A 13,216-nucleotide genomic window follows, 5' to 3' on the forward strand; every position below is an offset into this window, starting at 1 on the left:
TGTTTTATCTTTTTTATGCTTATGACCAGCCCTGACCATAAGCATTTTCAGGTCTCGCTTTATCTCCTTAAGCTTTTTATGTTTTTATAATTCGGTTTAGCTCAATTTTTCTAAAATTGGTTCAAATTTCGAATTACGTTCTTGCCACTGTGGTTGTTTGTCTTTATCGACAATGAGAGCGCGGACACCTTCAATAAAGTCACCATGCTCAAACCAAATATCCTGTAAATCACGTTCAAGCTGCATACACTGTGGTAAAGAAAGCCCACGGCCTAAATGTTGCAGTTTCAAACTGGTTTGTTTGGCAATAAATGAGCGCTGTTGCAAAATACTAAGCATCTTACTTGCCCAAGTCTTTAAGCTTTCATCTTGTTCATTTTCAAGACTTTGCTCGATTTCATCTAAATGCTGATATCCGAAGTGTTTACGAATACCTTCTGCCAATTGTTTTAATTCGCTTTCGGCAGGGCGAGTAATAAATCGGGTAATGATGCGTTCAATTCCCTCTTTGCTTAAACTTGGCGCTTCAACGAGAGCATCTTGCAACGCTTGTAACTGCTCGCTTGGCACATGATAGTCAATTAAATCGAGGTAAAGCGCATCGCTACTGCTGATCTGCTCACCCGTAATTGCCATATAAACACCAATATCATCAAGACGAGATAGGAAATGAGTTGCACCAACATCTGGGAAAAAGCCAATCGCTGTTTCAGGCATGGCAAATCTGGACTTTTCACTGCTCACCACAATGTGGCAAGCCTGAGCCAAGCCAAAACCGCCACCTAATACATAGCCATCAAGCACAACAATGATTGGCTTTTCATATTCACGTAGTATATTTAGCATTTTATATTCGGCACTAAAGTAGCCTTTGTAATCGGCCGTGCCATTTTTATAACTGTCATAGAGATAGCGAATATCTCCACCTGCACAGAAGGCTTTTGGGCTATTTGACTTAATTAACACTGCCTGAACAGCAGCATCATTTCGCCACAGTTCCAATTGGGCACCAATACTTTTAATCATATCTAGCGACAATGCGTTGAGATGAGTCACTCGGTCTAAGGTAATCATGCCCAACTTACCTTGTTGCTCAATCATTAAGTGATTTTCTGTATTCATTTTATTGATCTCTTATTGATTTTTAAAATTTGGTTTTCGTTTTTCAACGAACGCCTGCATTCCTTCTTTTTGGTCAAATGTTGCAAAAATTGAATGGAACATACGTCTTTCAAAGCGTAAGCCTTCAGTAAGGTTTACTTCAAAAGCTCGGTTAATAGTTTCTTTAAGCATCATGTTTGCTGTTAAAGATCGTGCCGCAATTTTTTCAGCTGCTTGCAAGGTTTGTTCAAGTAATTCTTCTTTGCTAAACACACGTGCAACTAAACCACTTTGTTCTGCTTCTACAGCGCCCATTTGACGAGCGGTAAAACACATTTCCATTGCTTTGGCTTTACCAATGGCATGGGTTAAGCGTTGTGTGCCACCAATACCCGGAATTACCCCTAAGGTGACTTCGGGTAAGCCAAACTTGGCGTTGTCAGCACAATAAATAAAGTCACACATAAGCGCCAATTCACAGCCACCACCTAACGCATAGCCACTCACCGCTGCAATTAGAGGTTTACGGCGCTGTGCGATACGGTCTGCAAGATGAAAAAAGTCATCAAAATAAATATCAGGAAATGCCAAATCAGCCATTTCTTTAATGTCAGCTCCTGCGGCAAAAGCTTTTTCTGAGCCTGCCAATACGATGCAGCCAATTTCACGATCTTTTTCGAGCTGATCTAATGCCTGATTAATTTCACTAATTAATTCACTGTTTAAGGCATTGAGCGCTTGAGGGCGATTTAATGTAATCAGTCCAACCCCATTACGCTTTTCTAATAAAATACTTTGCCACTGCATTACTTATTCCTTGTTCTGATTTTATAGACTACGTGCGATGACTAAACGCTGGATATCACTCGTACCTTCGTAAATTTGGCAAATACGGGCATCACGATAGATACGTTCAATTGGAAAGTCTCTCAGGTAGCCATAGCCACCAAACACTTGTAGTGCGCTCGAACACACGCGTTCAGTCATTTCTGAAGCGAATAACTTGGCCATTGAAGCTTCGTTGAGACACGGTTGACCTGCTTCTTTTAAACGCGCAGCGTAGTGAACCAGTTGTCTCGCTGCTTCAATTTCAGTTGCCATGCTAGCAAGGCGAAACGCGATGGTTTGATGCTCAAAAATTGGTTTTCCAAAAGTAATACGCTCTTTGGCATAGCGAGTTGCTTCTTCGAGTGCCGCACGTGCTAGACCGACTGCTTGTGCAGCAATACCAATACGTCCACCTTCTAAATTGGCGAGAGCAATTTTCAGACCTTCGCCTTCTTTCCCCAGCATTAAGCTTTTATGGATACGTACATCTGTCAGCGCAATCTGGCAGGTATCTGAAGCATGCAGACCTAGTTTTTCTTCAACACGAATCACTTCATAGCCCGGTGTTTCGCGTGGGACTAAAAAGGCACTAATGCCCTTTTTACCTGCGCTCGGATCGGTCACGGCAAACACAATAATGACACCGGCATTATTACCCGAGGTAATAAACTGCTTGGCACCATTTAAGATGTAATCGTCACCATCTTTCACTGCTCGGGTTTTAATGGCTCCCGCATCTGATCCAGTATGTGGTTCGGTTAAAGCAAAAGCGCCAATCATTTCACCTTGCGCCAAAGGTTTTAAAAAGCGCTCTTTTTGCTCGTCAGTACCAAATTTTAAAATAGGCACACAGCCAACCGAGTTATGTACGCTCATGATGGTTGAGGTTGCGCCATCTGCTGCCGCAACTTCTTCAAGTGCCAGTACATAGGCTAAGTTACCCGTGTCTGAACCGCCCCATTGCTCTGAAACAAGCATACCCATAAAACCGAGTTGCCCCATTTGAGTCAGCGTTTCTTTTGGGAAAGTTCCATCTCGGTCCCAATCACTGGCATTAGGCTTAATTTGTTCTTGGGCGAAACTTTTCGCCATATCACGAATGAGTAATTGTTCTTCGGTAAATTGCATTATTATTTCCTTTACCCTGCTTTAGCTTGTTGTTTAGCAATTTCTTGATTACGCAATAAAAAGCGCTGAATTTTGCCACTTGGAGTTTTAGGTAATTCACTCACAAATTCAACTAAACGTGGGTACGCATGTGCAGAAAGTCGTCTTTTAACAAATTGGCTGAGTTGCTCAGCAAGCGTATCGGAAGGTTGAGCATCCGCAGCTAAAATTACGAATGCCTTAACCACTTCAGTACGGTCCGGATCAGGCACACCAATCACTGCTGCTTCAATCACAGCATCGTGTTCGAGTAGTGCGCTTTCTACATCGAAAGGCCCAATCCGATAACCCGATGTAGTGATTACATCATCACTACGCCCAACAAAGCTCATGCTGCCATCGGCATGCAACTCGGCAGTGTCGCCCGTTAAGTAGTAATGACCAATGAAGGGCGATTTGCGACTTTCTTTATAGCCGCCGAACCACATCATTGGAGACTGGCTAATGTCGACTGCTAAAATTCCCGGTGTATCTGGCGGAAGTTCTTCACCTTGTTCATTGACAATAGCAACGCGATAGCCCGGACTTGGGAAACCTGCTGAACCAGCATGAATTTCATGTTTTAAACCATGATGATTACACACCACCATGCCCACTTCAGTTTGTCCGTAATGGTCATAAATCGGAGCATCAAGCACTTGTTTAAACCAACGTATTACTTCTGGATTCAGTGGTTCACCTGCGCTGCTCACCACACGGAACTGCCCTTTTAACGGTGCCATTTGTGCTGGATCAGCCGCCATCATCATGCGGTAAGCAGTTGGTGCGCCTGCCAAGTTGTTAACTTTATAATCTTTCACAATTTGGCATAAGCTATCTGTGCTGAAACCACCTTCATAAAACAAAGTAGCGTGACCCAAGAATAACGGCCCAGTAATCGCGTAGTACAGACCATACGCCCAACCCGGATCGGCAATATTCCAAAACGAATCTTCTTCGGTTAAACCAATGGCATCTTGCATATATCGACCAAAGGCAATTAGTGCTTTTAATGGCACTTCCAATGGTTTAGCTGGCCCTGTAGTGCCTGAAGTAAACATCAATAAGAAAGGATCTTGGATGCTACGCATAACCAAATCACATTGATCAGACTGCTGTTTCACTTCATTCCAAAAGTTAAAATCACCTGCTTTAAGCGGAGTAACTTGTGCATCGGCGACAGTCACAATTGCAGGGCAATTTTCAATTTCATCAAGCTTGCTACGGTTGCCCATATCGGTCACCACCAGCTTACTTTGTGCAAGCTGAATACGGTGCTCAATCGCTTTTGGACCAAATGCAGTAAATAGGGGTTGATAGACTACACCAATTCGCCAAGCTGCAAAAATAGTCACGATCAATTCAGGTGTTCTTGGTAATAGACCTGAAATACGGTCGCCTGCTTTTACACCTTGTGATTTTAGAAAGTTGGCAAACTGACTCGACCACTCTTTTAATTCACGGAAGGTATATTGCTCTTTTCGTCCATCTTTTCCTTGCCAATACAGCGCAATTTTGTCGCCATCTGCGTGTCGATCACAGCATTCATAACAAGCATTTAAGCTATCAAGTGAACCTGATAACATCTGTTTTGCAGTGCTTTCCAAATCGAAAGTCTGTGCAGCATTTTGATAATCCATCATATCTTTTCCCTCAGTCCGGATTTGTTGTTATTCACGACAGGGTTTAATGTGTTTAAAGCCATCCTTTGGCTTTACCGTTATGCCTCTTGTGGCAGGTATTGCTGAATAATGCTCGAAAAGTCGAGATTGGCATTACCACGCATGCACATTTGCTGATATAGCTGTTGCACCATGCCACCTAATACGACTGGCTGTTTGACTTGGCCTGCCGCTTCTACTGCAAGACCCAAATCTTTTAGCATCAGCTGAGTTGCAAAGCCGTCTTGGTAACCTCGAGATGCTGGGGCATTTTCATTAATATGCGGCCATGGGTTACACACATCCGAGCTCCAGCAACGACCGCTTGAGGTGTTAATGACGCCTGCCAATGCTTGTGGGTCGATGCCCAGCTTTACACCGAGTGCCATACCTTCGGCAACAGCAGCCATTGAAATACCTAAAATCAGGTTATTGCAGATTTTGGCAATTTGACCTGCGCCGACATCACCACAATGAACTATATTTTTACCCATGTGGCTAAGTACAGGTTTTACTTCATTAAAGGTTTGATCATCGGCACCCACCATAAAGGTTAAGGTTCCTGCTTGAGCACCAATGGTTCCACCAGAGACGGGTGCATCACAGATTTTAATATTTTTGCTATGTGCAACAATGGCAATATCTTTAATAGTTTGCGGGTCAATGGTGCTACTATCAATGCATAAGCTACCTGCTTTTAGCACTTCCAAGACACCATTTTCACCCAAGTAAACTTCCTTAACATGCTTTGCCGCAGGCAACATGGTAATGACCACATCTGCTTGTTTAGCTGCATCCTGTGGGCTATCACACACCACCCCACCTGCCTCGGCGAAGTGCTGAATCGCAACTTCACTGAGGTCATATCCATAAACATTGAGTCCGGCTTTAAGTAGGTTATGGGCCATTTTGCCGCCCATATTGCCTAGACCGATAAAGGCGATATTCATCCGTGATCCCCTTAACGTAAACTAATAGTTGTATTTACACCGCCAACTTCATGGCTATCTTCAAACCAGCGACTGGTAATGGTTTTGGTTTGAGTATAGAACTGCACAGCTTGTTTGCCGTATGGCCCCAAATCACCCAGTTTCGAACCTCTTGAACCGGTAAAACTAAAGAAAGGCACTGGCACAGGAATTGGAATATTGATACCAACTTGACCAATATCAATTAAGTTTTGGAAAGTACGTGCAATCGCACCGCTTTGTGTAAATAGACCTACACCGTTACCAAATGGGTTGGCGTTGATAAGCGTAATCGCTTCATCAAGTGTGTCTACACAAATAATTGAAAGAACAGGGCCAAAGATTTCTTCTTTATAAATACGCATGTCGGTATTTACGCCACTAAAAATCGTTGCACCCACGAAGTTGCCCAATTCATAGCCTTGAACTTGAACATCGCGACCATCGAGTAGTAACTCTGCACCTTGCTCAACACCGCTATTAATTAAGTCGAGTACTCGCGCTTTAGCACGTTTTGAAATCACTGGCCCAATATCAGTATTTGGCTCATGGCCTGCGTTTACTTTTAAGGTTTTCGCTTTTTCGACTAGCTCTTGAATCCACTGTTTGCTGTCACCGACCATGACTGCAACCGACAATGCCATACAACGTTGTCCTGCTGCACCAAATGCTGCACCCACCAAAGCATTTAAAGTTTGTTCTTTATTGGCATCAGGCATGACCACAACATGGTTTTTTGCACCCATCATCGACTGCACACGTTTACCATGTTGCCCTGCAAGGTTATAAACATGTGTTCCAACTGCTGTTGAACCTACAAATGAAATCGCTTTAATGTCTTTATGGGTACACAAACGGTCAACCACTTCTTTGCCACCATGCACAACGTTAAGCACACCTGCTGGAATACCTGCTTGAATAGCAAGTTCAACTAGCATCATGGTTGATAATGGATCTTGTTCTGATGGTTTTAAAACAAATGTATTGCCGCACACGATTGCCATTGGGAACATCCAAAGTGGAATCATGGCTGGGAAATTAAACGGCGTAATACCCGCACATACACCCAAAGGTTGCTGCAAGGTATAAGTGTCTACACCACGCGCTACACCTTCAACATATTCACCCATTTGCAAAGTGCCGACCGAACAGGCATGTTCAACCACTTCTAAACCACGTTGAATATCACCTTCAGCATCTGCCAAGGTTTTGCCTTGTTCAGCCGTTAGTACTTGTGCAATTTCCTTCATGTTGGCACGGATTAAGTCTTGTAACTTAAGCATGATACGCATACGTGCCTGAATTGGAGTCTGACGCCAAGAAGCAAAAGCATCTTGTGCAGCTTGAATAGCAGCGTCAACTTCTTTAACCGTTGCAAATGGTACACGACCAATCACTTCCTGAGTCGCAGGGTTAATAATGTCTTGCCATTCCTGTGTTTCAGATTCGATAAAATTTCCGTTAATGAGTAATTTAGCGGTTTCCAATTCGATTTTTTGGATTGTGTTCATAACCTCTCCGTAGGCCATATTTTTATTGTGTTCAATTATTAGAAAATACCTTTTGATCGTATTTTCTTTATTCCAGTTTCAATTGAGACTAGCAAAGAAAACTTTGACCACCAACGGAAATTCATGCACGATTGTTGTGCAAATATGCACAAGGATGACAACAAAAATGAAAGTGGATTGGGATCATCTACATTTTTTTCTGGTTTTAGCTCGGACTAAAACTTTGACCAATGCTGCGCGGGTTATTGGTGTCGAGCACAGTACGGTGGCTAGACGGATTCAGGCCCTAGAACTTGCTTTGGGTACAACGCTGTTTAAGCGTGAAGCGACGGGTTATGAGCTGACACTCGAAGGGATGGCACTTGTTCCTCGAGTTGAGCAAATGGAACAAGCTTTCTTACAAATTGAAAAACCACATCAACCTTTGCAAGGTCGTGTGCGAATTGGCACACCTGAAGGTTTTGGTACTGCTTTTTTAGCTCGCTTACTGGCTGAGTTCTCGATTCAATACCCACTACTCACCATCGACTTAATTCCAGTGCCAAAAATGATTAAGCTTTCACACCGTGAGGCAGATATTGTGGTATCAATTGATCGTCCTACGTCTGGCCCTTACATCATTACGCGATTATCAGATTATTGTTTAAAAATTTATGGTAGCAAAAACTATCTGACTCAAAACCCGCCTATCCGTGCCTTAGAAGATTTAACCCAACATCGCTTTGTGAACTATATTGATGATCTGGTGTATAGCCCTGAATTGTATTGTCTAGAACGTTTACCTTTAAAGCTGAATGCTAACTTCCGTAGCAGCAGTATTTTGGCCCAACAAATTGCGGTGAGTGCTGGCGCAGGACTTGCGATTTTGCCCAAGTTTTTGGCAGATGATAAACCGGAACTTGAAGAAGTGTTAGAGCAACAAGTTCGCTTTACCCATACGTTTTGGATGCTGACCTTTGTTGATTTACAACATGAACCACGCATTAAATTGGTTTGGGACTATTTGCGTAAACAAGCCGATAAATATCAGCATTTGTTGGTTGATTAAAGAACCTAAATAAAAAAGCCAATCATGATCGATTGGCTTTTTTAAAATCATTTATAGTTCATTAAACGAGTTCTTGGTCTAATTTTTTGATGCGTGGCTTATAGAACACAAAATAAGTTACGCTTAAAACCACCAACCATAGTGGACTCACGTATACCGCTTTTAATGTATCTGGCTCGAGTGCCAAAATCACCAAAGTAAACAAGAAGAATGCAATAACGACATACGCCATCAGCACGCCACCCGGCATTTTAAATGTTGATGCGGCATGAAGTTCAGGACGAGTTTTACGATAACGTAAATAGCACGCCATGATTAAAATCCACACGCTAATGAATAAAATTACACAGAGTGAACTTGCCAGGGTAAATGCTTCCATCGTGTTTGGAACAAAGTACTGAAGCACCGCTCCACCCATAATGAAAATACATGAGAAGATTAAGCCGTTTGATGGCACTGCACGTTTTGATAAACGACCCAATGCGCTCGGCGCTTGACCGTCTTTTGATAAACCGAACAGCATACGACTGGTTGAAAACACACCGCTGTTCATTGAAGACATCACCGAAGACAGTACAACCAAATTCATGATGATTGCTGAAATCGGAATACCTGCATTTAAGAACAACTCAACAAACGGGCTCTTATCTGCACGAATATGATTCCAAGGTGTCACTGACATCACCACAAAGAGTGCCAACACATAGAAAAGGATAATACGTAACGGAATAGCATTAATTGCTTTTGGCAGATTGGTTTGTGGATCTTTCGTTTCAGCAGCTGTTGTACCAATCAGTTCAACACCAATGAAGGCAAACACAGCAATCTGGAAACCTGCCAAAAATCCGCTTACACCTTTTGGAAAGATACCACCATGAGACCAGACATTACTGATGCTCACCACATCACCGTGAGGAGCTTGGAAATGAGTGAGAATCATGTAGCCACCTACTCCAATCAGGCCAATAATGGCCAAAATCTTAATGAGTGCGAACCAGAATTCAACTTCACCAAATAGCTTAACGGTAAGAAGGTTAAGCCCTAAAATGAATAGTACACAGCCTGAACTAATCATGGCTTGCTGTATTGGTGAGAAACTGGCGCCTTCGGGTAGCCAGAAACTTAAATAGTTAATGACCGCAGACAAATCAGCAATACCGACCAGTACCCAGCCTAACCAATAGGTCCAGCCGATATAGTAGCCAGCCCATGGTCCAATCAAATCATAAGCCATATCGACAAATGATTTGTAATGTAAGTTGGCAAGCAGTAGTTCACCCAATGCACGCATCAGAAAAAAGAACATGCCACCAATTATCATATAGATAACGAGGATTGAAGGACCTGCGAGGGAGATGGTTTTGCCCGAGCCCATAAATAAGCCGGTTCCAATTGCACCGCCAATTGCAATCATTTGTAGATGGCGATTATTTAATTTCCGTTGTAAATGATCAGGGGAGCTTGCCTCATCAGAATGATGAACCATTGTCATATTAGAAGTCCTTTTTATATTTTGCTTAACTTAAATCAGCAACCTATAGGGAGAAAAACGAACCGTATATCGTGGGTTGCTGAGTCTATACCTCAGGACAAGATGTTCAAGTATATTTTTTCCTTAATTGATAAATCGTTTGTCCTGATTTTTTTAAGTCACATTATTTATGTACTGCCTTCACGGCAATTTTAATTAATCAATCTGGGTTTCCAGATTAGCCGAAGTGTAGCATGTGATCCTGCTATATGTACTTTTCCAATACCCTCCAAACTGCTCTATTGATCCAAAAATAAACAATATTATTCCGATAAAAAATCTAATAAAAATAAAAAAAGCCAATCATGATTGATTGGCTTTTTAATAAAACTTAATGATCGTTGACGAGTTCACGTCCTAGTTTTTTCATACGTGGTTTATAGAGCACATGATAGGTAACACCTAAAATGACCAGCCATACTGGACTGACGTATAAAGCTTTCAATGTATCTGGCTCTAATGCCAAAATAACTAAAGTGAAAAGCATGAATGCCAAAACAACATAACTCATCCAAACGCCACCTGGCATTTTGAATGTTGATTTTTCATGTAATTCAGGACGTAATTTACGGTAGCGTAAATAGCACACCATGATGAGACTCCAGACACTAATGAATAGAATCACACAAAGTGAACTTGCCAAAGTAAATGCTTCCATCGTGTTTGGAACAAAGTACTGAAGCACCGCTCCGCCCATGATAAAGGTACAAGAGAAAATCAAACCATTTGAAGGAACTGCGCGTTTTGATAAACGACCAAATGCACCAGGTGCCTGACCGTCTTTTGATAAACCAAACAACATACGGCTAGTTGAAAACACGCCGCTGTTCATTGAAGACATCACCGAAGAAAGTACAACTAAGTTCATGATGATGGCTGAAACCGGAATACCCGCATTTAAGAACAACTCAACAAACGGACTTTTGTCTGCACGAATGTGATCCCACGGTGTTACCGACATCACAATAAACAGTGCCAATACATAGAACAAAATAATACGTACCGGAATCGCATTAATCGCTTTCGGTAAGTTCTTCTGCGGGTCTTTGGTTTCAGCAGCTGTTGTACCTACGAGTTCCACCCCGACAAAAGCAAATACAGCAATCTGGAATCCTGCCAAGAAGCCTTCTGTACCTTTCGGGAATAAACCGCCATGCGACCAAACATTACTAATGCTTGCAACAGCGCCTTGTGGAGCTTGGAAATGGCTGAAAATCATATAGCCACCCACTCCGATCAGGCCAATAATCGCCAGAATCTTAATAAGGGCAAACCAGAATTCGATTTCACCAAATAGGCGTACTGTCAGTAGGTTAAGGCCCATCACAAACAACACACAACCTGCACTAATCATGGCTTGCTGTATTGGTGAGAAGCTTGCACCATCGGGTAGCCAGAAACCTAAATAGTTAATGACCGCTGAAAGGTCCGCAATACCCACCAGCACCCAACCTAACCAATAAGTCCAGCCCAAATAATAACCTGCCCAAGGACCAATCAGGTCATGAGCCATATCAACAAAAGATTTGTAATGCAGATTTGCAAGGAGCAACTCACCCATTGCACGCATTAAGAAAAAGAACATTCCTCCAATAATCATATAGATCAAAAGGATTGAAGGACCTGCGAGGGAGATAGTTTTGCCCGAACCCATAAATAGGCCGGTTCCAATTGCACCGCCAATAGCAATCAGTTGTAAATGACGGTTAGACAGTTTTCGTTGCAGATGATCAGGAGAATTTTCCGTATCTGAATGACGAGCCGTTGTCATATTAAAATTCCTTTTTGAATTCCTTTGTTAAGATCAGCAACCTATGGCGAAAATCGAACCGTATGTCATAGGTCACTGAATCTGTTCACCAAAAATGACTGGTTAAACCGTATCTATCTTCCTTCTGTTAGATACATCATCATTTTTGGAGTAAAAACGAATTACTTTTGTGCTGCCGTCACGGCAATTTCAATTAACCAATCTGGATTGACCAAATCGGCCTGAATTGTGGCACGCGATGGAGCAACACACCCTTTTAACCAGTCAACCCAAATTGCATTTACGGTTGAAAAGTCAGAAAGATTTTTCAAATAGAGCTGTGCAGAGAGCAAGCGAGATTTGTCGGTATTGGCTAATGCCAAAAGTTCATCAATCGTTGCAAGAATTTCACGAGTTTGGCCTGCCACGTCTTGCTCGGTATTTTTAGGTACCTGACCTGACAGATAAACTACTTTGTTAAAAACAGTCACGGCGCTCATGACTTCGTTAGTGTTAATCTTTTGTATATCTGAATTAGACATTCGGATTTCCTTATACCTGATTAATAAATTGAACACGGGCGGTGACAGCACACATCAGTTCATAGCCCACCGTACCGGATGAAACTGCGACATCATCAATAGGTAAAACGACGCCTGTACTTGATTGGCCCCAAAGCACGACTTCACTGCCGACTTTGGCACTTTCAATACCTGTTAAATCGACTGCCAACATATCCATGCTGACGCGGCCAATTGTGCGAGTGCGGACTGAGTCCACTAAAACAGGCGTACCTGTTGGTGAAATACGTTGATAACCATCAGCATAGCCACAAGCGACAATTCCAATCGTCATGGGCTGCTCTGCGACAAAGTTTGAACCATACCCTACACTTTCATTCGGCTCTAAATGCTGAACGGAAATAATTTCACTGCGTAAGCTCATGGTCGGTTGTAAGCCCCAGTCTGCAATACTATGCGTCGGGTAGTCTGGCGAGCTGCCATACAGCATGATGCCGCTACGGGCATAATCTGATTTGAGCTGGTCTTGATAACGCAGAATTGCCGCACTATTGCTTACCGATCTTTCACCCGGTAAATCCTTAACAATTTCTTCAAATGCATTGATTTGATAATCAATACCTTGCTGGCCAAAACGCTCGCCATCTGCATCTGAAAAATGCATCATGTGGGTAATCTTGGACACATTTGCCAAGTTATTTAAACGTTCCCAAGCCTGAACATAGTGTTGTGGTTTAAAACCAAGACGGTTCATACCACTGTTCATTTTTAGGCAAACATCAAATTGAGCAGGATAAGGATGCTTTTCTACCCACTCGATTTGCGCTTCACTATGAATGGTGAAACTGAGTTGATATTGCACACAATCAAATAAATCTTGAGGAGAGAAAATTCCTTCGAGCAATAAAATTGGACCTGTCCAACCTAAAGCACGAATGCGTTTTGCTTCACCAAGATCAAGTAAGGCAAAGCCATCTGCGGCTTTAAATGCTTCATAAACGCGTTCAATTCCGTGTCCATAAGCATTGGCTTTTACAACGGCAAAGACCTTACTGTTTGGCATAACCTTGCGTACCACCGCCAAGTTATTTTGTAAGGCTTGACGGTGGATGACTGCGGTAATAGGACGAGGCATGATTACTTCCCTAACG

Annotated in this window: 11 protein-coding genes; 1 reads left to right on the forward strand and 10 read right to left on the reverse strand. The window is 42.5% G+C overall.

Annotated elements, in window-relative coordinates; all coding sequences use genetic code 11:
* Window positions 1–96 precede the first annotated feature (96 nt).
* The 6 genes from KIP84_RS17985 to KIP84_RS18010 form a co-directional block, all read right to left on the reverse strand.
* On the reverse strand, window positions 97–1,122 hold the full coding sequence (locus KIP84_RS17985) for an enoyl-CoA hydratase/isomerase family protein (protein ID WP_032012778.1): 1,026 nt from the start codon (window positions 1,120–1,122) through the stop codon (window positions 97–99).
* Between the two features lie 12 nt (window positions 1,123–1,134).
* Window positions 1,135–1,908 (reverse strand): enoyl-CoA hydratase, encoded by a 774-nt coding sequence (locus KIP84_RS17990; RefSeq protein ID WP_005309095.1) that lies wholly within the window; start codon window positions 1,906–1,908, stop codon window positions 1,135–1,137.
* A 21-nt stretch (window positions 1,909–1,929) separates the two neighbouring features.
* Entirely contained in the window at window positions 1,930–3,057 is a 1,128-nt protein-coding gene (locus KIP84_RS17995; protein ID WP_005804783.1) for an acyl-CoA dehydrogenase family protein, read from the reverse strand.
* 11 nt (window positions 3,058–3,068) lie between these two features.
* Window positions 3,069–4,718, reverse strand: a complete 1,650-nt coding sequence (locus KIP84_RS18000; protein WP_213689020.1) for an AMP-binding protein — start codon at window positions 4,716–4,718, stop codon at window positions 3,069–3,071.
* A 77-nt stretch (window positions 4,719–4,795) separates the two neighbouring features.
* Window positions 4,796–5,686: a 3-hydroxyisobutyrate dehydrogenase gene (gene mmsB / locus KIP84_RS18005; RefSeq protein WP_068530438.1), complete on the reverse strand. Its 891-nt coding sequence runs from the start codon at window positions 5,684–5,686 to the stop codon at window positions 4,796–4,798.
* 11 nt (window positions 5,687–5,697) lie between these two features.
* Complete coding sequence (locus KIP84_RS18010; protein ID WP_213689021.1) at window positions 5,698–7,215, reverse strand: CoA-acylating methylmalonate-semialdehyde dehydrogenase; 1,518 nt, start codon at window positions 7,213–7,215, stop codon at window positions 5,698–5,700.
* 166 nt (window positions 7,216–7,381) lie between these two features.
* On the opposite strand from KIP84_RS18010, the gene KIP84_RS18015 reads away from it, so the two are divergent.
* Complete coding sequence (locus KIP84_RS18015) at window positions 7,382–8,263, forward strand: LysR family transcriptional regulator (RefSeq protein WP_213689022.1); 882 nt, start codon at window positions 7,382–7,384, stop codon at window positions 8,261–8,263.
* Window positions 8,264–8,324: 61 nt separating this feature from the next.
* Here KIP84_RS18015 and KIP84_RS18020 read toward each other — a convergent pair whose 3' ends face one another.
* The 4 genes from KIP84_RS18020 to alr all read right to left on the reverse strand — a co-directional run bounded on the left by KIP84_RS18020 (window position 8,325) and on the right by alr (window position 13,200).
* Window positions 8,325–9,755 carry an amino acid permease gene (locus KIP84_RS18020; protein WP_213689023.1) on the reverse strand — a complete coding sequence of 477 codons (1,431 nt, stop codon included), beginning with the start codon at window positions 9,753–9,755 and terminating at the stop codon, window positions 8,325–8,327.
* Between the two features lie 370 nt (window positions 9,756–10,125).
* On the reverse strand, window positions 10,126–11,565 hold the full coding sequence (locus tag KIP84_RS18025; protein WP_002118023.1) for an amino acid permease: 1,440 nt from the start codon (window positions 11,563–11,565) through the stop codon (window positions 10,126–10,128).
* Window positions 11,566–11,726: 161 nt separating this feature from the next.
* Window positions 11,727–12,086, reverse strand: a complete 360-nt coding sequence (locus KIP84_RS18030) for a RidA family protein (RefSeq protein ID WP_000071347.1) — start codon at window positions 12,084–12,086, stop codon at window positions 11,727–11,729.
* A gap of 10 nt (window positions 12,087–12,096) precedes the next feature.
* Window positions 12,097–13,200 (reverse strand): alanine racemase, encoded by a 1,104-nt coding sequence (alr, locus tag KIP84_RS18035; protein WP_213689024.1) that lies wholly within the window; start codon window positions 13,198–13,200, stop codon window positions 12,097–12,099.
* Between the last annotated feature and the right edge of the window lie 16 nt (window positions 13,201–13,216).

Origin of the sequence: Acinetobacter sp. BHS4, from assembly GCF_018454425.1 — a bacterium.
In the GTDB taxonomy this organism is placed as follows: domain Bacteria; phylum Pseudomonadota; class Gammaproteobacteria; order Pseudomonadales; family Moraxellaceae; genus Acinetobacter; species Acinetobacter pittii.

Excerpts from the sequence above, each read along its gene's own strand:
- KIP84_RS18000 (WP_213689020.1), bottom strand. The coding sequence starts at position 4,718 with ATGATGGATTATCAAAATGCTGCACAGACTTTCGATTTGGAAAGCACT.
- KIP84_RS18025 (WP_002118023.1), bottom strand. The coding sequence starts at position 11,565 with ATGACAACGGCTCGTCATTCAGATACGGAAAATTCTCCTGATCATCTG.
- KIP84_RS17990 (WP_005309095.1), bottom strand. The coding sequence starts at position 1,908 with ATGCAGTGGCAAAGTATTTTATTAGAAAAGCGTAATGGGGTTGGACTG.
- KIP84_RS17995 (WP_005804783.1), bottom strand. The coding sequence starts at position 3,057 with ATGCAATTTACCGAAGAACAATTACTCATTCGTGATATGGCGAAAAGT.
- KIP84_RS18015 (WP_213689022.1), top strand. The coding sequence starts at position 7,382 with ATGAAAGTGGATTGGGATCATCTACATTTTTTTCTGGTTTTAGCTCGG.
- KIP84_RS17985 (WP_032012778.1), bottom strand. The coding sequence starts at position 1,122 with ATGAATACAGAAAATCACTTAATGATTGAGCAACAAGGTAAGTTGGGC.
- mmsB (WP_068530438.1), bottom strand. The coding sequence starts at position 5,686 with ATGAATATCGCCTTTATCGGTCTAGGCAATATGGGCGGCAAAATGGCC.
- KIP84_RS18020 (WP_213689023.1), bottom strand. The coding sequence starts at position 9,755 with ATGACAATGGTTCATCATTCTGATGAGGCAAGCTCCCCTGATCATTTA.
- KIP84_RS18030 (WP_000071347.1), bottom strand. The coding sequence starts at position 12,086 with ATGTCTAATTCAGATATACAAAAGATTAACACTAACGAAGTCATGAGC.
- KIP84_RS18010 (WP_213689021.1), bottom strand. The coding sequence starts at position 7,215 with ATGAACACAATCCAAAAAATCGAATTGGAAACCGCTAAATTACTCATT.
- alr (WP_213689024.1), bottom strand. The coding sequence starts at position 13,200 with ATGCCTCGTCCTATTACCGCAGTCATCCACCGTCAAGCCTTACAAAAT.